Raw genomic sequence first — 17,587 nt, 5'->3', positions numbered from 1 at the left:
AAGGGTTTCGATACACCCGACTCCGGATTCTCGCCACGCCCGCCGCTCGTCCGTTCACCACGTAACAGATAAACGCCGACAGAATTGTTCCGTCGGAGAAAAACCCGATATCCGGGTTCTGTCCCGACGTAGCCCATTAATGCGGCCGATGCCCGTCGAGAAAAACCGCTCCACAATCCACTGGATTTAAGTAGCAGGAAACCATACGAGATATGTCTATCGGATTCTCCGGGCTCTCCACGTTTTTGCGGTGTTCCCGATACCACGCCCATGACTGACACACGAACCCGAACGGACCGCGAAGAAACACGCAGTGAACGAACCGACGAAACGGTCGACGAGAGCCAGCAGTGCCCCGAGTGCGACGGCCAGCTTGTAACCGACGAGGAACGCGGCGAGACGGTCTGTGCCGAGTGCGGCCTCGTCGTCGAGGAGGACAACGTCGACCGCGGCCCCGAGTGGCGCGCGTTCGACGCGAGCGAGCGGGACGAGAAGTCCCGCGTCGGCGCCCCGACGACGACGATGATGCACGACAAGGGGCTGTCGACGAACATCGACTGGCGCGACAAGGACGCCTACGGCAACTCGCTCGGCAGCCGCCAGCGCGAGAAGATGCAGCGCCTCCGCAAGTGGAACGAGCGCTTCCGCACCCGCGACAGCAAGGAGCGCAACCTCAAGCAGGCGCTCGGCGAAATCGACCGCATGGCCTCCGCACTCGGTCTCCCCGAGAACGTCCGGGAGACGGCGTCGGTCATCTACCGCCGCGCCCTCGACGAGGACCTGCTTCCCGGCCGTTCCATCGAGGGCGTCGCTACCTCGTCGCTGTACGCTGCCGCCCGCCAGACCGGCACGCCCCGCAGCCTCGACGAAGTCGCGGCCGTCTCCCGCGTCGAGAAGGACGAAATCGCCCGCACCTACCGCTACGTCGTCCGTGAACTCGGCCTGGAGATCGAACCCGCCGACCCGAAGAGCTACGTCCCGCGATTCGTCTCCGAACTCGACCTCTCGGAGGAGACCGAGCGCCGCGCCCGCTCGCTGCTGGACACGGCGACCGAGAAGGGCCTCCACAGCGGCAAGTCGCCGGTCGGCCTGGCGGCCGCCGCCGTCTACGCCGCCGCCCTGCTCACCAACGAGAAGGTGACCCAGAGCGAGGTCAGCGACGTCGCCAGCATCAGCGAGGTCACCATCCGCAACCGCTACCACGAACTGCTGGAAGCCGAAGAAGGCACCGTCGCGCCCTGAAACTCCTGTTCTCTGTCCGTACGCGGAACCGGTCGCGTCCGTCTCCCGAGCGCCGCGTCGACGACGCGCTCGCGGCGATTTTCGGCCGTCTCCTGCCGCTCCCGACTGCCGGTCGCCCGGTCGTCGGCTGTCAGTCCCAGTCGTCGACTGCCGGTCCCGGTCGGTAACTCTCGGCGGTACGTCGACCGGTACGACCCTCCGGTTGCCGCGACCGGTGTTCGCCGGGACCGTGAACCGCAAGGGCGAAATTCCCTCGCTCGCTGGTCTCGCGCATGGAGACGACACGTCACTTCACCGCGACGACGTTCGTCGTCCACGACGGTGCGACGCTCCTCCACGACCACGACCGCCTCGACATGTGGCTCCCGCCCGGCGGACACCTCGACCGCGACGAACTGCCGCGCGAGGCGGCCCGCCGCGAGGTCCGGGAGGAGACCGGCCTCGCCGTGGACCTGCTCGCACCCGCCACGGACGTGACTCCCGACTTCGGCCGCGAACTCCCGCCCGCCGAGCACGTCATGCTGTACGACGTCGACCGTCTCGACGGCGAGGTGGCCCACCAGCACGTCGACTTCGTCTACTACGGCGTGGCCGAGGACCGCGCGCTGACTCCCGACGACGGCGAAGCCGCGAGCGAGCGCTGGGAGTGGTTCGACCGCGACGACCTGCGAACGCACGACGGACTGACCGACGAGGTCGTCGCGCTCGGCCGCGAGGCCATCGAACGCGTCGCGTCCCGACGCCGGTAGGGGATTAAGCGGTGTATAATAACGTCGTCACGGTGGGTGGCGTCTGCCGTGAGCCTCATCGCCCGCCTCCGTCACCGACTCTCGGACGACCAGGAAGACGAACCCACGTACGTCTGCCCCGACTGCGGTCGGGCGTACGCCGAAAAGTGCAAGCTCTGCTCCGAATGCGGCGGCGAACGCGTTCTCCGTGCCGGCACCTGACCGGCGTCGCCGGATGACTCAGAAGTGATACAGGTGCGCGGGACTACAGGACGAAGATGGCCGATAAGCGCCGACTAGCGGGGTTTATGCGACGTATAATAAAACAGTAGACCATTCTCTTACCAGTCAGAAATGGAATTTGTCAGTCGGTTCACGGTGCCGTTCGTCCGGGACGCCGAACCGGAGCCGTTCGAGTGCAAGACCTGCGGGGCCACGTACGCGCTGGACCGACAGGCCTGTCCCGAGTGCGACGGTTTCAGCATCGGCTATCGCGACTCGTGGCTCGAGCGAGAACTCGACGACGTGGCCGCGACCGAGAACACGCACTGACTCGCGGGCGACGCACTTCAGCCGCGCGACGCCCGTTCGGCTCCGACGCGCGATTCCACGTAGCTCGTGACGTGGTCGTCCCGACGGCGCTTGAACCCGGCCTGCCGGGCGAGACGGTCGAGTTCCCGGGCGACGAGGCTCCCGTACTGCACCGCTTTCTTCTCCCTGAACGCGACGCGGTCGGGGACGAACTCCCTGGCGGCGAGCCTGAGCGCCCACTTGCGCTCGCCGCACTCGCTCACCAGCAACTCGCCCGGCAACCGGAGCGCCGCCGCGACCACCCGGTCGTCCAGCAGGGGGGCGACCGGTTCGACGCCGCCGGCCCGGACCGCCAGCGCGTCGCGGGGCAGTTGCTCGGCGAGACTCCGGACCGTCTCGCGGGCCGCGCCGCGCACGGTGTCGGCCGCGACGCGGTGGTCGGCGCGCGCCACCTTGTCGTACCCGCCGAAGAGTTCGTCCGCGCCCTGTCCGACCGCGAGGCGGTCGTGGCCGTCGGCCGCGACTCGCTCTGCGATCAGGAAGAGCGGCAGCGCTATCTCCACGTCCATCGCGTTCGTCCGCCCGGTCGCGCGCGCCACGGCGGGGACGGCGCGCTCGACCGCGTCGTGGTCGAGTTCGACCACGGTCAGGTCGCAGTCCAGCATCGCCGCCGCCTCGCGGGCCGCGGTCACGTCGTGGCTCTCCGGGAATCCCGCGACGTAGCAGGGCCGGTCGAGCGCCGCGGCGACCAGCGCGGAGTCGACGCCCCCCGAGAACGCCACCACGGTCCCGTCGGCGGGCGCGTCGGAAAGCGACGCGTCGACGGCGGTCCGAACCGCGGCGACGGCTTCGCGCCGGTCGTCGACCGGGGGCGGGTCCGGCAGGTTCCAGAGTCGTTCGTCGCGGGCCGCTCCGTCGCTCGCGTCGCTCGCCGGAACCCGGGCGTGTCCCGCCGGGACGGGGTCCGGAGCGTCGAGGTCGGTCGGGTCGTGGCTCCACGCCGTCGCGTCATCGGCCTCCGAGAAGAGCGGGACGCGCCCGAGCACGTCCCGAACGAGGCGACCGTCCGGGAGCCGTCCCGCGAACCCCCGCGTTCCCGGCAGGGGGTCGCCGGCGTCGACGGCCCGGCGGACGAGTTCGACGTCGGCCCCGGACAGTCCGCTTCCCCCTGCCATCCGGCGTCTCACCCCAGGAAGCTGGTGACGCGGCTGAGGACGCGGCGCTTCGCGCCGCCGGCCGCCTGTCGGAAGCTGATGCGCCACGGCGTTCGCTTGCCGTCGATCTCCGTGCGGCCGGCCTCGATGGCGTCGAGGATGGCACCGGCGTTGCGGCCGTCGGCGTCTATCTTCGTCACGGCCTGGCCGACCATCTCGCTGATGTGGGCGTCGCTGCCGGCCGTCATCGGCAGTCCGTGGGCGTCGGCGAACGCGTGGGCGCGGCGGTTCCCGCGCCCGGTCAGCAGCCGGGAGTTGTACACTTCGATGGCGTCCGCCTCGGCGAGTTCTCGCCGGGAGATGTTGGCGGCGACGCCGCTCCTGGACTTCTGGAACGGGTGGGGAACGACCGCGACGCCGCCCTGGGCGCGGATGCGGTCGAGCGTCTCCCCGAACGGGAGACCGGCCGGGATCCGCTCGTCGACGCCGAGTCCGAGCACGTGGCCGGCCCGGGTCGTTATCTCGATGCCCGGGATGCCGACGAGCCCGTAGTCGGGTGCCAGCTTCGCGGCACGACGGCTCGCCTCGATCTGGTCGTGGTCGGTGACCGCGAGCGCGTCGAGACCGACCGCCTCGGCCTGCTGTAGCAGGAGCTCGACCGGGTCGCGACCGTCGTGGGAGAGTTCCGAGTGGCAGTGGAGCTCGACCGTGAGCACGCGAGTGGCTTCGCATGGTGGTGGCAAAAGCGCCCCGGTCTGGAAAGCGACGGCCGACCGACCGGTCACCGACCCGGTAGCCGTCCCTCGGTCACGCAACCCGGTTGACGAACGACTCGCCGGCGGCGACGCGCCGGACGTTCCGACCGACGAGGTCGGCGATGTGGCGGTAGTAGTCGCGCTCGGCGGCCGCCGCGTGGGGCGTGACGACGACGTCGTCCATCTCCCAGAGCGGGGAGTCGCCCGGTAGCGGCTCGGTCTCGAACACGTCCAGCGCCGCGCCCGCGATGGTTCCCTCGCGCAGCGCCGCGACCAGCGCGTCCTGGTCGGCGCACTCGCCGCGCGCGACGTTGACGAAGTAAGCGTCCTCGCGCATGGCCTCGAACGCTGCCCCGTCCATCAGCCCCCGCGTCTCCTCGGTGAGCGGCGTCGCCAGTGCGACGAACCGCGCGTCCGCGACCGCCTCGTGGAGGTCGGCGGCGGCGTGAACCTCCCGAACGTGCGGCACGGGGTCCGGCGAGCGCCGCACCCCATCGACGGTCATCCCGACGGCGTCCGCCCGCTCGGCGATACCGCGGCCGAGCGTCCCGAGACCGACGACGCACAGCCGTTCGCCGTCGAGCGTGAACGGTTCGTCCCACGCCGGGCGGTCCCAGACGCGTTCGGTCTGGTTGCGGGCGAACGCGTGGAGGCGGCGCGCCAGCGAGAGCATCATCCCCAGCACCGTCTCGCCGACGCTGGTGTCGTGGATGCCGGTGCTGTTCGTCAGGACGACGCCCCGCTCCTCGAACTCCGCCAGCGGGAAGCGGTCGTACCCCGCCTGGACCGAGTGGACCCAGTCCACGGCGTCGAGGAAGGCGTCGCGGTGCTCGAACGTGACGACCGCGTCGCACGCCCGGAGGTCGGCCGGGTCGTCGCCGACGACGCGAACGTCGGGGTCGTGGTCCGCGAGCGCGTCGCGGAGTCGCTCTGGCGGGAAGATGGCTACCACGGACTCGTGGACGCCGAGGTCGGACACCTGCATGGTCGCGAGTAGCGTCGGCGGCGGGTTGAATCTTCGCACGGCGGAAATCGAGGGACGCGAAACGTCCGACGCCGACCCGGCGGTCGAGGACGAACTGCTCGCTCTGCTGGTCGAGGTCGTCTGAAGGGCGGCTCGGGAGAAGTGCCTCGTCACAAGGGGCTCGGAGGGGGTAACTTTCGTCACCGCCGCCCGGACGGAGGTAGTTCCCCGAGCGATTTGACTCTTGTGCGTCTCACCGCTCTCCGCCGGTTTCGCGCCACCCCGACAGCTCCCGGTGTTCGTCCGCCACGTCCCGGACGCCGCCGGCGTCGAGGACGCCCCGCTCGGTGACGTAGCCGGCGACGCAGTCGGCGGGGGTCACGTCGAACGTCGGGTTCAGCACCTCGACGTCGGCGCTGCCGTCGTACACCGCGGCAGGGTCGCCCGCCTCCAGCGCGGGGTCGTCGCCGGTCGCCACCTTGTCGCTGGCCACCACCACGTAGACGGGGACGTCCTCGCGGTCGGCCGCCAGCGCGGTCGCGCGGGTCCCGGTCTTGTTCACCACGTCGCCGCCCGGGAGGACGGTGTCCGCCCCGACGACCACCGCGTCGACGTCCCGGGTCGCCAGCACGTGCGCGACGGCGGCGTCGGTGTGGAGCGTCACCGGGGCGTCGCCTCCTCCGGCGAGTTCCTCGGCGACGCCGACGCCCTCGCGGGCCGGCCGCGACTCCGCGACGAACACCCGCTCGGCCGCGTCGAGCGCGGCGAGGACGGTGCCCGAGCGCGAGAGCGTCAGCGCGGCGTCGCCCTCGATTCGCTCGCGGGCGACGGCGGCCGCCCCGTCGTCGGCCGAGAACGCGCGTTCGACCCCGACGGCGGCCGCCCGCTCGACCGCCGCGGGGGTGCGGTCGTCGCTCGCGGTCGCCATCGCCCGGTCGACCCGGTTGCCCAGCGCGGCCATGCTCGTCCGGGCGTCGCACAGCGCCTCGGCGATGGCGGCGAGGTCGGACCAGTCGCCGTCGCGCTCGCCCGCCGCGATGGCTCCCGCCCGGTCGCGCAGGACTTCGAGCGCGCGCACCGAGACGTAGGCGGAGCCGTGTTCGTCGTCCGCCGCGACGGACTCGACGGAGGGGGCGACGCGGCCGTAGGAGGTCCAGAGCCGCGGGACGGCGTCGCGCCGGAGGATTTCGGTCGGGGGGACCCACTCGGCCGCCGTCGTCTCCCGGTCGGTCCGGACCGCGCGTCTGTCGCAGTCGAAGAGGTAGGGGTGGACGACCCAGCGCGTGTCGAGGTCCTCGTCCTCGACGGCGAAGGCGTCGCCCGACCGGACGAACGTGCAGGCGTCGAGCAGGCCCGACTCCTCGTCTATCTCCGCGCGCGCCGCGGCGTCGGGGTCGCCCTCGGCGTGTCCGGCGACCGCCCCCCACCGACCGGAGTAGGACCCGACCTCGTCGCTCCGGCGGAGCAGGAGCACGTCGCCCCGGTTCCGCAGGAAGCAGGTGACCACGTCCGTCTCCTCCATACCGGACCTGTCCCCCTTCTCGACCTTGAACGTGCGGGTGGCTCCTCTCCGGACCGCGGCCTGCCGCGAAGATGTAAAAGGTTCGGAACGAGCCACCCGCCGCCCCTTCCGTCGCCGGTTAGGGAGTGGCGAGAGGCGACGGATTCCGCGGTAGCGTCCCGGTCGCGCGCGCGGTCAGCCGGTCGCGCGTCGCCGTGGCGGGACGAACTCCGGAACCGCCGTTCCGTGTCTAAATACTACATGATATGGCAATCTTCCCGACAATGTTTAATAGGTTGATTTCGTACGCCCAAACGTAATGTCGGAAGTCTGCTCGACGTGCGGGCTGCCCCAGGAGCTCTGCGTCTGCGAGGACGTTGCGAAAGAGTCCCAGCAGATCAACATCCGCATCGACGAGCGCCGTTACGGAAAGGAAGTAACGATCATCGAAGGATTCGACCCCAAAGACGTCGACCTGGACAGTCTGTCCTCTGACCTGAAATCGAAGTTCGCCTGCGGCGGGACCGTCGAAGAAGGCCAGATAGAACTCCAGGGCAACCACACCGGGCGCGTCGAGGATTTCCTCCGCGATAAAGGATTCAACGTCGCCTGATAGCGTCGCCGACTCTGCCGCTCTCGCGGGTCGAGGAGTATCACGCGGCCCCTCCGGACCCGTAGACGTTCTGTCTTTTCGCTCCCGACGACCGATCAGAACGGCGCGTCGGAGGCGGTCTCTCCGTCCTCGTCGGGCGCGTCGCTGGACTCCAGCTCGCGTTCCCACGCTCTGAGTCCGCCTTCCATGCTCTCGACGCGGGCGTCGTCGGGGACCCCTTCGTAGGAAGCGATCAGCCGCGCGGCCTGGACGCTCGACTTGCCCTCCGGACAGACCGTGACGATGCGGTCCGCGCCGTCGAGTTCGTCGATGCGGTCGGCGAGCGCGTGGAACGGGATGCACTCGCTGCCGGGGACGTGGCCGCGTTCGAACTGCGCTTCGGGTCGGATGTCGACGATTCGGACGTCCTCGTCGTCGAGAAGTTCGTACACCTCCGCTGGGGAGATTTCGGCGTCCATCGACGCCACGTTGGGTCGCCGCCCGAATAAGCGCCCCGGTAGCCACCCACCGGCGGCGTTATCCCGTGTTCTTCATCCCGGCGGCGATGCCGGTCACCGTCAGCCGGAGCGCACGCTTCTCGGCCTCGTTCCGGTGGGTCTGGCCGAGCAGGTGCGCCTGGAGCAGGTTCAGGGGGTCGACGTAGGGGTTGCGCCGGTCGAGGCTCTCACGGAGCCACGTTCGCGAGAGCAGGTCGTCGCGCCCCGCGATGGCGGTGACGAGCTCCACCCCGCGCTCGTACTCCGCCCGGACGTCGGGGAAGAACCGTTCGCGCCGCTCTCTCCCGGCGAGCGCGGCGTACTCCTCGGCGATCTCCAGGTCGGTCCGGGCGAGCGCCAGCGCGGCGTTGTCGAGCGTCGTCCGGAAGAACGGCCACTCCTCGTACATCTCCTGGAGGGTCGCGAGCGCCTCGTCCTCGTTCGCTGCGCTCTCCAGGTAGGCGTCGATTCCCGACGCCAGCCCGTACCAGCCGGGCAGGATGCAGCGCGTCTGGGTCCACGAGAACACCCACGGGATGGCCCGGAGGTCCTCGACGGTGCGCTCGCCCGACCGGGACGCCGGCCGGGAGCCGAGGTTCAGCTCCTCGATGACGGTGATGGGCGTCGTCTCCTCGAAGTAGCGGACGAACCCCTCCGCGTCGAGCAGGTCGCGGTACGCCTCCCGGGCGGCCGACGCCGCGGTGTCCATGGCGTCGACCCACGCCTCGTCGGGGGCGTCGCGCTCGTCGGCGACGGTGGCGTGGCGCGCCCGAATCTGGGCGTTCAGCATCTGTTCGAGCTCCCGTTCGGCGACGGCCGGATTGGCGTACTTCTCGGCGATGGACTCGCCCTGCTCGGTGAACTTCACCTCGCCGGACACCGTCTCGGGCGGCAGCGCCAGCAGCGCCTCGTTCATCGGGCCGCCGCCGCGGGATATCGAGCCGCCGCGCCCGTGGAACAGCCGCATGTCGACGTCGTAGTCGGCACAGATGGCCGCCAGGTCGGTCTGGGCGCGGTTGAGTTCCCAGTTCGCGGCGAGGAAGCCGTTCTCCTTGTTCGAGTCCGAGTACCCCAGCATCACCTCCTGGGTGCCGCCGCGGGCCTCCAGCGAGGCGGCGTACGCCTCGTTCTCGAACAGCGTCCCGAGGATCGTCCGGGCGTTCGACAGCGCCGACTCGGTCTCCAGCAGGGGCGCGACGTCCAGCCCGGAGTGGCCCGGGAGGTCGACGACGCCGGCCTGGTCGGCCAGGAAGAGCACTTCGAGCACGTGGCTCGGCCGCTCGGTCATGCTGATGCAGTAGGTGTCGATGGCGTCCGCGCCGTACTCGCGCTGCCACTCGCCGAGTCGCTCGAACAGCGTCAGCACGCGCTCGGCCGTCTCGGAGAGGCCGCCGTCGAACGACAGGAGCCGTTCGTCGTCCAGCATCGCCTCGGTGAGCAGTTCCTGGCGCTCGCTCTCGTCCATCCCCGCGTAGTCGATGCCCTCGCGTTCCAGGGCCTCGGTGACCGCCTTCGTGTGGTTCTCGCGGTGGTCCCGGAGGTCGAGGCTCGCGAGCGCGAAGCCGAACGTCTCGACCTGTCGACGGAGGGGGTCGACCTCGGTGTCGGCGACGTCCTCCATTCCGCTCGCCCGCAGGCTGTCGGCGACCGTCTCGAGGTCGTCGAGCAGTTCGTCGGCGTCGTCGTACCCGCCCGGCCGGACGCTACCCACGCGGTCGACGCGGTGGACCATCACCGCCAGCTTCTGGCGGTACGGCTCGTCGGGGTACCGCTCCTTCGCCTCCTCCGCGACCCGGGGTAGTCGCTCGCGGTCGGCGTCCAGGCTCTCCTCGAACGCCGCCGTCGTCGGGACGCGCTCGCCGTCCTGGCTGAGCACGCCGATGAGCCGCTCAAGCTCTTCGGTGTACCGCTGGCAGGCGATGCCGCGCTGGTTCTCCAGCGTCTCCGCGGTCACATCGGGCGTGACGTGGGGGTTGCCGTCGCGGTCGCTGCCCGCCCACGACCGGAACTCGAAGAGGCGGGAGACGTCCGCGTCGAAGTCCGCGAACGCCCGCTCCAGTTCGTCGTACACCTCGCCGATGACGTCGAACAGGACGTTCTCCAGGTACCACTGGACGTTGCGCGCCTCGTCGGCCACCTCCGGGCGGCGCTCGCGCACCTGCCGGGTGGTCCACAGGCCGACTATCTCGGCGTCGAGGCTGCGTTCGAGGCGCTCCTGCTCGCGGTCGGTGAGCCGGTGCTCGTCGAGTTCCTCCAGCAGTTCGGCGATAGAGCGGAGCTTCGACTTCACCGTCTTCCGGCGGGCTTCGGTCGGATGGGCGGTGAACGTCGGTTCGACGAACACGTCGTCGAGCACCGTCTGGACCGTCTCCGAGTCGACGTCCTCGGCGGCGAACCGTTCCGCGGCGGCCGCCACGTCGTTCGAGAGCGTGCCACCTTCGCGGCCCTCGCGGATGGCCCTGACGCGCTGGCGCTCCTCGGCGAGATTGATGAGTTCGAAGTAGAGGGCGAACGCCCGCGCCACGTGGACGGCCTGGTCCGGGGGGAGTCGCTCGACGCAGTCGCGGAGCGGGTCGCGGGACTCGGCGTCACCGCGTCGGTAGTCGATGGCGTCGGTGCGAAGGGCTTCGACGGTCTCGAACGCCTCCTCGGAGGCGTGGCGTTCCAGCGCTTCGCCGAGTAGCGCGGCGAGTTCGCGTACGTCCCGACGAACGTCTCTGGCGTGCAAATCCATAGCACAACATTACGCACCCACAAGTAAAACGTCCCTGCCACCGCAAAAACTGCGAACGGTTCAGTTGTACTCCCGCCAGCGGTAGCCACACTCCTTGCACTTGAAGAAGCGCGTCGGCGGTTCGTCGGCGGCCCCGGTCTGCTTGATGGTGTACCACGCCTCGCCGTGGCCGCACTCCTCGCAGGTGACGTCGGTGGCGGTCGGCTTCCCCTCGAAGTTCGCACCCTCCTCGGTCTCGATGACCTCGTCGCCGCTCTGCTCCTCGGTCGAGACGAACTCGGCCGCCTTCTCCTCGTCTTTCACGACCGTCGCCTGGCAGTCGTCGTTCGCGCAGACCATCTGTGACCCCATGGACTTCATCATGGAGCCGCAGTCGTCGCAGAATTGCATACTCGCCCTACTCGTTCGGCGTTCAAAAGCGCCACGTACTGGACCTGCGGTAGCGCCGTCAGACCACGGGTCGGACGAGGTTCCCGGAGTTTCTCCGCCCACCGCCGCCGCCGAATCCGGCGGTCACGTCGGCAGGGCGTGCAGCAGTTCGTCGCGACCGAAGAACACGAGCGCGGCGATTATCGCGTTGAACAGCGCCGCTCCCCCGGCGGTGTACGCGAGGAACCGCCAGCGGTCCATCTCCGCGAACCCGGCCGGAATCGAGATTATCGACCGCAGGACGGGTAGCAGTCGGCCCCAGAACACCGCCGTCTCGCCCCACCGGCGGAACCACCGGACCCCGCGGTCGACCTCGTCGTCGGAGACGCGGACGTAGCGCCCGTAGCGGTCCACCGCCTCGTGGCCCTCCCGACCGAGGAGGTAGGGGACGAGGCCGCCGAGGGTCGTCCCGACCGTCGCCGCCGCGACGAACAGGGCGAACGAGAGCGGCCCCTGGACGAGGATGCCCGCCGCCGCCGGCACGACGAGTTCGCTCGGCGCGAACGGGAACAGCATCGACGATTCGAGGAAGGCGAACGCGAGCAGCGCGAGATAGCCGTACTGGTGGACGAACTCCAGTATCGTGTTGGCGAAATTCATCGTGTCGCGGGTGGCGACGCTCACTCCCGGGCGTCGAACTCCGTCGCGTCGAGGTCGAGTTCGGACTCCTCGACGACCACCGGACAGTCCGCCACGCGGAACCGTCCGCTGTCGACGACCGACAGGATGTCGGTTCCGTCGTGGGTGCAGCGGAGCGTCGGCGGGTCGCCGAAATGCGGGCAGCCGTGACAGATGCTCTTGTCGACGGTCCGGACGTCGCGGGCGTCGTCGTCTTCCGTCTCCCCGGCCGCGGTCCGGTCCGTGGTGGTTTCGCCCCGCAGGTCGGCCCAGAGCTTCTCGCGGTCGACCGCCGCCACGTCGACTTCCGTGAACGCGTCGTCGTCCGCCTCGCGTTCGCGGTCCCGGCGGCCGTCGACCTCCGCGGCGAGGTCTGCCAGCGGCTCTTCGTCGTCGCTCACGCTCCCGTTACCTCCCCGGGAGACTTACCTCCGTCGGTCATTCCTCCTCGCCCTCCGCCAGCAGGTCGTCGACGTCGTCGTCGAGCGTCTCCCCCTCCAGCGCCGGCGGGTCGCCGACGAGCAGCGTCGACGAACCGAACCAGCCCTCCTTCGGCCGGAGGTCGCCGAACGACGCACCGCAGTGGGGGCACTCGGGTTCGTACAGCAGCGAGACGGTGACGCTCAGCTCGCAGCTCTCGCAGACGGCGGTCTCGACGCCGTTGCGGTTCGCGGTGCGCGCCAGTTCGGCGACGGCCGCCCGCTTCTCCTCGTCGACGGCGAGTTTCCGGGTGCGGTCGCGCACGCCGACCAGCGCCGTCGCGAGCACGTCGAGGCGTTCTTCCAGTTCGTCGGTCGTCTCGGTGAGGTAGGAGAGCACCTCCTCGTAGTTCTCGAAGCCGGAGTCCATGCGGTCGCGGTTCTCGACCACCCGCTCGCGAAGTTCCTCGACCTCGGCGACGGCCGTCCGGAGGTCCTCGACGTCGTCCCGGAGGTCCGGATGGCCGTGGTCGGCGGGAGCTTTCGCGTCCGTTTCGCGCTTGACCTGAATGACGCGCTCGCGAACGTCCTCTATCTTCGCCGCGAACTCCTCTCGGAGGTCCTCTCCGTCAGACGCCTGCTTCGGATCTTCGCTCGCCATTCGAGTCCTTGCGTTCTTCTCACACGCTCGACTTAACTGTTCGGTTGGTGAGGTTTCCCCGCCACGCGGGACGCGTCGCCGTCGAACGCTCGACGACCCCTCGCGGCCCTCCGGTGGGAACGCGACCGCGGCTCGTCGCTTCCCACCGGAAGGAAAGGAACTTGCCGGACCGTCCCGTTCGAAGAGACATGCAGTGGAAGCTCTTCGCGGACCTCGCTGACGTCGCCGGGGGAAAGGAGGTGGCGGTCGACGCCGAACCGGGCGACACGGTCGGCGACGCGCTCGACGCGCTGCTGGAAGCGCGTCCGGAGCTGCGCGAACGCGTCGTCGAGAACGGTCGGCTACGTGACCACGTCAACCTCCTCCGGAACGGGACGAACGTGGCGAACGAGGACGGTCTGGGGACCGAACTGGAAGAAGGCGACGAACTCGCGCTGTTCCCGCCGGTGAGCGGAGGGTGACGTGCACGTCCTGCTGACGAACGACGACGGCGTCGGCGCGTCCGGTCTGGACGCGCTGTACGACGAGTTCGCCGCCGCTCCGTCCGTGACCAGGGTGTCGGTCGTCGCCCCCGCCGAGGACCGCAGCGGCGTCGGTCGGGCGAACTCCCACGCGGTCGGGGTCGAGGAGCGCGACCGCGGCGTCGTCGTCGACGGGACGCCCTGCGACTGCGTCGCGGTCGGCCTCCGGACGCTCGACCCGGAACCGGACGTGGTCGTCTCGGGCGTCAACGACGGTCCCAACGTCGGCGCGCACAAACTCGGACGCTCCGGGACGGTCAGCGCCGCGAAGGAGGCGGCGTTCCTCGACGTGCCGGGCGTCGCCGTCTCGCTGTACGACCCGGTCGTCGGCAACCGCGAGTTCGAGGACGGGGAGTTCGACCCGGCGGCCGACGTCGCGCGGTTCCTGGTGGAGCGCGCCGACGCGCTCGCCGACCGCACCTACCTCAACGTCAACGTGCCCGTGACCGACGAGCGTCCCCCGCTCCGCGTCACCCGGCCGACCAGCGACTTCGACGTCCGCGTCGAGGAGGACGGCGACGAACTCGCGCTCCGGGACTGCTTCTACGACCCGTTGCGCCCGGACCGCCCCGAGGAACTCGACGACCCCGTCGGAACCGACCGTCGCGCGCTTGCCGACGGCGAGGTCAGCGTCTCGCCGCTCGGCGTCGGTCACGAAACGCGCCAGATGGAGACGCTCGCCGATATCGCGGACGATTTCGCGTAGACGACTGTCGGCATGATATGTAAACCAGAAGCCCTTACCCCTCGCTACGAGTAACATAGAACGAGAAATATGAATCCTGACGACCACTCCTTCGAGTCTCTCTTCCCGGAATCGAAGATGAGAGACCGAAGGTCGATTTTCAAGAAGATTAGCAGGTGGTTTCTCCTTCTCGGCAGGCGTACCTCCGTGACGCTGTTTCTGCTACTGTGCGTCCTCGCCGTCCTCCTCGCGATGTCGGTTCAGGGAACGGGGGTGGACATGCGAAGGCTGCTGACGGAGACGAACACGGTGCAGACGCTGTTCAACACGCTGTTGAGCGGTATCATCCTGCTGGTCTCCATCGTCGTTTCCATCAACTCCATCGTCTTCTCTCAGGAGATCACCGACATCGAGGACCAGCGCGACCGCATCGACGCCTCGATTCAGTACCGCGATCGCATCGACCAGTTCATGAAATCGGACGTGAGCCCCGCTCGTCCGGCGGAGTTCCTCCGCGCCATCCTCCAGGTCATCGACCGGCAGGCGATGGCGCTCGCCAACATCGCCGAAGACAGCGACGACGGCGAGTTCCGCGAGGAGGCCAAGGCGTTCGCCGACCGCGTGACCGCCGACGCCGAACGTGCCGGCGAGACGCTGGCGGACGCTCAGTTCGGCACGTTCAAGGTGTTGCTCGCCGGCCTGAACTACGACTACTCGCGTCAACTCCACGCGGCTCGCCGGTTCAAGCGCAAGTACCGCAACCAGCTCGACGACGACGAGGCCGAGGCCATCGACGACCTCGTCGACACGCTGAAATTCTTCGCGACCGGCCGCGAGTACTTCAAGTCGCTGTACTACAAGCGCGAACTCGCGCGCCTCTCCAGTCGCCTGCTGTACGTCTCGCTGCCGGCCATCGTGTTCACGTCCTACGTCCTGCTGGCGCTGGACGCGAAGCTCTTCCCGCGCCAGATGGCGCTCCCCATCTGGCGCGCGTTCAGCATCCCGCCGCTCCCGCTGTTCGTCAGCTTCGCGTACACCGTCGCGCTCGCGCCGTTCGTCATCCTCACCGCGTACATCATCCGTGCGGTGACGGTGACGCTCAACACGCTCGCCGCCGGTCCGTTCATCCTCGAACGCGGCGCGGCCATCGACGAGTTCGACTGGGAACACGAGGACGAGGACGACTGGGAGATAACGGACCCCGAAACCCCCGCCGCGGACGACTGAATCCGGAACAGACGGGGTCGCCCCGTCGCCGGACTCGACGCTATCGACGACGGTGGTCGGCAGTGAGGTCGGCCGCGAGCACGAAGTCCGGTTCGTCGGCGACCCCCGTCCGGCAGTAGGCGGCGTCGCTGACGTACTGCGGGGTCTCGGGCACGAGCATCCGCGTCCGGGTCGCGCCGCGTTCGGCGGCGTCCCGGGCCACGGCGGCGAACAGGCTTCGGGCGGCGTCGACGTCCGCCCACGCTCCGACGCCGTACTCGACCCACCTCTCCTCGCCGCCGTCGTCGCCCTCGCGGTCGTACTCGCGGACGCGATACGCGAGCCCTCTCGTTCCGTCGGCCTGGACGACGAACAGACCGTCCTCGTCGGCGGCCCGGCGGAGGTCCTCGCGAGTGAGTTCGGAGACCGCCCACGACTCCTCCGCGTCGAGCGCCAGCCCCGCGAGGTGTTCGCGGGCCGCGCTGTCGGTCCAGTAGCGCCACGCCGCCCGGGGGTCCGCGGTCACGTCGAGGGCCGGGTCGGCGTCCGGGTCCGGGTCGGGCGTCGCCCACCGGAACTCGGTGACGGGGTCGTAGCCGGCGGCCCGGGACTGGCCGAGACCGGCGACGTTCCACGAGAACACCATGTTCCGGAGGACCGTCGCTCCCCGTTCGCGCGCCCAGTCGAAGAGGTCGCGCGTCATGCGCATCCCGACGCCCTCGCCGCGGAACGCGGGGTTGACGCGCATCCCCTGGCCCCACGCCTCCCAGTCCGAGAGCAGGACGCCCTGGGCGATGCCGGCGATGGCGTCGCCGACCTCGTCGGACGACCCCCGACCGCCCGTCGAATCCCGTTCGACGACGTCCGCGACCACCGTTCGCTTGTCGTCGCCCTCTATCCAGTCGTGGTAGACGTCGGGGATGTAGTCGCCGCCGTCACGTTCGGGCCACGTGTCCCGGGTGAACTCGGCGACCGCCTCGAAGTCGTCGTGCGTCGCCTCCCTGAGTTCGACGGTCGCGCCCGTCATCTCACTCCCAGGGCACCGACCGTTCGCGTATCTCGCCCGCGAGCGGTTCCCGCATCGTCGCCGCGGGGTCGCCGGCGTTCGCCAGCGCCCACATCAACTTCACCTTCGCCGTGCCGGGGAGCATGTCCTCCCCTTCGACGACGCCCGCGTCGAGCAGGTCCCGTCCCGTGTCGTAGACGCGGTCGCAGACCCGCCCCTGGATGCACTGGCTGGTCATGACCACGGTGGTGCCGTCGTCGACCAGGTCCGCAATGCGGTCGGTCCAGTCGGAGTGGACGTGCCCCAGGCCCGTGCCTTCGAGGACGAGGCCGGCCTTCCCCTCCGCGAGGTCGAGCGCGGACTCGTCCGTACCCGGCGTGAACTTCAGCAGTTCGACCTCGGACTCGACGTCGGCCGCGAGCGCGAGGTCCGCTGCGTCGCGCTCGTCGTGCTCGCGCCGGAACGCGACCTCGCCGGTGTCGTAGTCGACCTCGCCGAGCGGTTTCGCGCCGACCGTCTCGAAGGCGTCCCGGCGGGAGGTGTGGTTCTTCCGGACGCGGGTACCGCGGTGGAGCGCGCAGACGTCGTCGCTCTCGGAGGCGTGCATGCAGACCATCACCTCGGCGGCGTCGGACTTGGCGGCCTCCACCGAGCAGACCGCGTTCATCACGTTGTCCGAGGAGGGCCGGTCCGCCGAGCGCTGGCTCCCGGTGAACACGACCGGAACGGGGGTGTCCAGCATGAACGAGAGCGCGCTCGCGGTGAACTGCATCGTGTCCGTGCCGTGCATGACGACGACGCCGTCGGCCCCGTTCTCTATCTCCTCGTGGACGGCGCGAGCGAGGTCCTGCCACACGTCCGGCGTCATGTTCTCGCTGAGGATGTTGGCGACGACGCGGCCGCGGTAGTTCGCGCGACCGGCGAGGTCCGGCACCGCCCGGAGCACGTCCTCGGCGTCGAACTGCGCGGTGACCGCGCCGGTGCGGTAGTCCACGGTGGAGGCGATGGTGCCGCCCGTGCTGATGAGCGATATCGTCGGCAGGTCGTCGTCGAACTCCACGACCGACGACTCGCTCGTCTCGCCCTCCTCTATCTCGTAGACGTCCGATTCGAGCACGTCGACCGACGCGTCCTCGCGGTCGACGCCGACGTTGTACCCGCCGTCGAGTTTGACGACGAGGTGGTCCTGCGTCGTCGAGGGCAACAGCACCCCTTCGTACGTCTGGTCCGCCCGCTCGACGCGGACGCGGTCCCCTGCGTTCATGTCTCGGAGTTACGCTCCGCCAGACTTGAATCCCCCCGTTCCGGGTCGTTCGATGCGAGCGTGCGTCCGCGCCGACTCCC

The 17,587-nt window shown here is 69.6% G+C and carries 21 protein-coding genes; 9 read left to right on the top strand and 12 right to left on the bottom strand.

The window, feature by feature from the left end; all coding sequences use genetic code 11:
- Positions 1 to 270 precede the first annotated feature (270 nt).
- From ACTF4R_RS11210 to ACTF4R_RS11195, 4 genes are all read left to right on the top strand, one after another.
- Positions 271 to 1,242 (top strand): transcription initiation factor IIB, encoded by a 972-nt coding sequence (locus ACTF4R_RS11210; protein WP_440007905.1) that lies wholly within the window; start codon positions 271 to 273, stop codon positions 1,240 to 1,242.
- Between the two features lie 272 nt (positions 1,243 to 1,514).
- Complete coding sequence (locus ACTF4R_RS11205) at positions 1,515 to 1,991, top strand: NUDIX hydrolase (protein WP_440007904.1); 477 nt, start codon at positions 1,515 to 1,517, stop codon at positions 1,989 to 1,991.
- A gap of 48 nt (positions 1,992 to 2,039) precedes the next feature.
- Positions 2,040 to 2,192 (top strand): hypothetical protein, encoded by a 153-nt coding sequence (locus tag ACTF4R_RS11200; RefSeq protein ID WP_440007903.1) that lies wholly within the window; start codon positions 2,040 to 2,042, stop codon positions 2,190 to 2,192.
- Between the two features lie 132 nt (positions 2,193 to 2,324).
- A complete protein-coding gene (locus tag ACTF4R_RS11195) occupies positions 2,325 to 2,522 on the top strand; it encodes a hypothetical protein (protein WP_433625531.1) in 198 nt (65 codons plus the stop codon).
- Positions 2,523 to 2,539: 17 nt separating this feature from the next.
- Here ACTF4R_RS11195 and ACTF4R_RS11190 read toward each other — a convergent pair whose 3' ends face one another.
- The 3 genes from ACTF4R_RS11190 to ddh form a co-directional block, all read right to left on the bottom strand.
- Positions 2,540 to 3,676 (bottom strand): asparagine synthase C-terminal domain-containing protein, encoded by a 1,137-nt coding sequence (locus ACTF4R_RS11190; RefSeq protein WP_440007902.1) that lies wholly within the window; start codon positions 3,674 to 3,676, stop codon positions 2,540 to 2,542.
- 8 nt (positions 3,677 to 3,684) lie between these two features.
- The gene (locus tag ACTF4R_RS11185) at positions 3,685 to 4,371 is read right to left on the bottom strand and encodes a PHP domain-containing protein (RefSeq protein ID WP_440007901.1); all 687 of its coding nucleotides are present in this window, start codon (positions 4,369 to 4,371) and stop codon (positions 3,685 to 3,687) included.
- Between the two features lie 91 nt (positions 4,372 to 4,462).
- Positions 4,463 to 5,395: a D-2-hydroxyacid dehydrogenase gene (gene ddh, locus ACTF4R_RS11180; RefSeq protein ID WP_440007900.1), complete on the bottom strand. Its 933-nt coding sequence runs from the start codon at positions 5,393 to 5,395 to the stop codon at positions 4,463 to 4,465.
- Between ddh and ACTF4R_RS11175 the strand changes: the two genes are divergently transcribed.
- Positions 5,394 to 5,519 (top strand): hypothetical protein, encoded by a 126-nt coding sequence (locus tag ACTF4R_RS11175; protein ID WP_440007899.1) that lies wholly within the window; start codon positions 5,394 to 5,396, stop codon positions 5,517 to 5,519. The genes ddh and ACTF4R_RS11175 overlap by 2 nt on opposite strands.
- 108 nt (positions 5,520 to 5,627) lie before the next feature.
- On the opposite strand, the gene ACTF4R_RS11170 is transcribed toward ACTF4R_RS11175, so the two are convergent.
- The gene (locus tag ACTF4R_RS11170) at positions 5,628 to 6,896 is read right to left on the bottom strand and encodes an eIF2B alpha/beta/delta subunit family protein (protein ID WP_440007898.1); all 1,269 of its coding nucleotides are present in this window, start codon (positions 6,894 to 6,896) and stop codon (positions 5,628 to 5,630) included.
- 298 nt (positions 6,897 to 7,194) lie between these two features.
- On the opposite strand from ACTF4R_RS11170, the gene yciH reads away from it, so the two are divergent.
- The gene (yciH, locus tag ACTF4R_RS11165; RefSeq protein WP_113276842.1) at positions 7,195 to 7,488 is read left to right on the top strand and encodes a stress response translation initiation inhibitor YciH; all 294 of its coding nucleotides are present in this window, start codon (positions 7,195 to 7,197) and stop codon (positions 7,486 to 7,488) included.
- Positions 7,489 to 7,583: 95 nt separating this feature from the next.
- On the opposite strand, the gene ACTF4R_RS11160 is transcribed toward yciH, so the two are convergent.
- The 6 genes from ACTF4R_RS11160 to ACTF4R_RS11135 all read right to left on the bottom strand — a co-directional run bounded on the left by ACTF4R_RS11160 (position 7,584) and on the right by ACTF4R_RS11135 (position 12,825).
- A complete protein-coding gene (locus ACTF4R_RS11160; protein WP_433625516.1) occupies positions 7,584 to 7,946 on the bottom strand; it encodes a rhodanese-like domain-containing protein in 363 nt (120 codons plus the stop codon).
- A gap of 58 nt (positions 7,947 to 8,004) precedes the next feature.
- Positions 8,005 to 10,698: a phosphoenolpyruvate carboxylase gene (gene ppc, locus ACTF4R_RS11155; RefSeq protein WP_440007897.1), complete on the bottom strand. Its 2,694-nt coding sequence runs from the start codon at positions 10,696 to 10,698 to the stop codon at positions 8,005 to 8,007.
- A gap of 60 nt (positions 10,699 to 10,758) precedes the next feature.
- Positions 10,759 to 11,088, bottom strand: coding sequence for a transcription factor S (locus ACTF4R_RS11150; RefSeq protein ID WP_113276845.1), 330 nt, complete (start codon positions 11,086 to 11,088; stop codon positions 10,759 to 10,761).
- A 123-nt stretch (positions 11,089 to 11,211) separates the two neighbouring features.
- On the bottom strand, positions 11,212 to 11,751 hold the full coding sequence (locus ACTF4R_RS11145) for a DedA family protein (protein WP_440007896.1): 540 nt from the start codon (positions 11,749 to 11,751) through the stop codon (positions 11,212 to 11,214).
- Positions 11,748 to 12,146 carry a DUF8135 domain-containing protein gene (locus ACTF4R_RS11140; RefSeq protein WP_440007895.1) on the bottom strand — a complete coding sequence of 133 codons (399 nt, stop codon included), beginning with the start codon at positions 12,144 to 12,146 and terminating at the stop codon, positions 11,748 to 11,750. Before ACTF4R_RS11140 ends, ACTF4R_RS11145 begins: the two co-directional genes overlap by 4 nt.
- 37 nt (positions 12,147 to 12,183) lie before the next feature.
- On the bottom strand, positions 12,184 to 12,825 hold the full coding sequence (locus ACTF4R_RS11135; protein WP_440007894.1) for a hypothetical protein: 642 nt from the start codon (positions 12,823 to 12,825) through the stop codon (positions 12,184 to 12,186).
- 188 nt (positions 12,826 to 13,013) lie between these two features.
- Here ACTF4R_RS11135 and ACTF4R_RS11130 point away from each other — a divergent pair, with 188 nt between their 5' ends.
- The 3 genes from ACTF4R_RS11130 to ACTF4R_RS11120 all read left to right on the top strand — a co-directional run bounded on the left by ACTF4R_RS11130 (position 13,014) and on the right by ACTF4R_RS11120 (position 15,258).
- Entirely contained in the window at positions 13,014 to 13,286 is a 273-nt protein-coding gene (locus ACTF4R_RS11130; protein ID WP_433625501.1) for a ubiquitin-like small modifier protein 1, read from the top strand.
- A gap of 1 nt (position 13,287) precedes the next feature.
- Positions 13,288 to 14,052 (top strand): 5'/3'-nucleotidase SurE, encoded by a 765-nt coding sequence (gene surE, locus ACTF4R_RS11125; RefSeq protein ID WP_440007893.1) that lies wholly within the window; start codon positions 13,288 to 13,290, stop codon positions 14,050 to 14,052.
- Positions 14,053 to 14,121: 69 nt separating this feature from the next.
- Positions 14,122 to 15,258, top strand: coding sequence for a DUF7972 family membrane protein (locus ACTF4R_RS11120; protein ID WP_473965264.1), 1,137 nt, complete (start codon positions 14,122 to 14,124; stop codon positions 15,256 to 15,258).
- A gap of 40 nt (positions 15,259 to 15,298) precedes the next feature.
- Here the strand turns inward: ACTF4R_RS11120 and ACTF4R_RS11115 are convergent, their stop codons facing one another.
- Entirely contained in the window at positions 15,299 to 16,264 is a 966-nt protein-coding gene (locus tag ACTF4R_RS11115) for a GNAT family N-acetyltransferase (protein ID WP_440007891.1), read from the bottom strand.
- Position 16,265: 1 nt separating this feature from the next.
- Positions 16,266 to 17,507 carry a Glu-tRNA(Gln) amidotransferase subunit GatD gene (gene gatD, locus ACTF4R_RS11110; RefSeq protein WP_440007890.1) on the bottom strand — a complete coding sequence of 414 codons (1,242 nt, stop codon included), beginning with the start codon at positions 17,505 to 17,507 and terminating at the stop codon, positions 16,266 to 16,268.
- Positions 17,508 to 17,587 lie beyond the last annotated feature (80 nt).

Origin of the sequence: Halomicrococcus pelagicus (assembly GCF_051917725.1) — an archaeon.
Classification (GTDB): domain Archaea; phylum Halobacteriota; class Halobacteria; order Halobacteriales; family Haladaptataceae; genus Halomicrococcus.
Note: the sequence above shows the minus strand (reverse complement) of the source record. Positions and strands in the feature narration are given on the sequence as shown.

Bases quoted from the DNA above. Each gene is read 5' to 3' on its own strand.
- ACTF4R_RS11210 (WP_440007905.1), top strand. From the start codon at position 271: ATGACTGACACACGAACCCGAACGGACCGCGAAGAAACACGCAGTGAA.
- ACTF4R_RS11205 (WP_440007904.1), top strand. From the start codon at position 1,515: ATGGAGACGACACGTCACTTCACCGCGACGACGTTCGTCGTCCACGAC.
- ACTF4R_RS11195 (WP_433625531.1), top strand. From the start codon at position 2,325: ATGGAATTTGTCAGTCGGTTCACGGTGCCGTTCGTCCGGGACGCCGAA.
- ACTF4R_RS11190 (WP_440007902.1), bottom strand. From the start codon at position 3,676: ATGGCAGGGGGAAGCGGACTGTCCGGGGCCGACGTCGAACTCGTCCGC.
- ACTF4R_RS11175 (WP_440007899.1), top strand. From the start codon at position 5,394: ATGGTCGCGAGTAGCGTCGGCGGCGGGTTGAATCTTCGCACGGCGGAA.
- ddh (WP_440007900.1), bottom strand. From the start codon at position 5,395: ATGCAGGTGTCCGACCTCGGCGTCCACGAGTCCGTGGTAGCCATCTTC.
- ACTF4R_RS11170 (WP_440007898.1), bottom strand. From the start codon at position 6,896: ATGGAGGAGACGGACGTGGTCACCTGCTTCCTGCGGAACCGGGGCGAC.
- yciH (WP_113276842.1), top strand. From the start codon at position 7,195: ATGTCGGAAGTCTGCTCGACGTGCGGGCTGCCCCAGGAGCTCTGCGTC.
- ACTF4R_RS11160 (WP_433625516.1), bottom strand. From the start codon at position 7,946: ATGGACGCCGAAATCTCCCCAGCGGAGGTGTACGAACTTCTCGACGAC.
- ppc (WP_440007897.1), bottom strand. From the start codon at position 10,698: ATGGATTTGCACGCCAGAGACGTTCGTCGGGACGTACGCGAACTCGCC.
- ACTF4R_RS11150 (WP_113276845.1), bottom strand. From the start codon at position 11,088: ATGCAATTCTGCGACGACTGCGGCTCCATGATGAAGTCCATGGGGTCA.
- ACTF4R_RS11135 (WP_440007894.1), bottom strand. From the start codon at position 12,825: ATGGCGAGCGAAGATCCGAAGCAGGCGTCTGACGGAGAGGACCTCCGA.
- ACTF4R_RS11130 (WP_433625501.1), top strand. From the start codon at position 13,014: ATGCAGTGGAAGCTCTTCGCGGACCTCGCTGACGTCGCCGGGGGAAAG.
- ACTF4R_RS11120 (WP_473965264.1), top strand. From the start codon at position 14,122: ATGAATCCTGACGACCACTCCTTCGAGTCTCTCTTCCCGGAATCGAAG.
- ACTF4R_RS11115 (WP_440007891.1), bottom strand. From the start codon at position 16,264: ATGACGGGCGCGACCGTCGAACTCAGGGAGGCGACGCACGACGACTTC.
- gatD (WP_440007890.1), bottom strand. From the start codon at position 17,507: ATGAACGCAGGGGACCGCGTCCGCGTCGAGCGGGCGGACCAGACGTAC.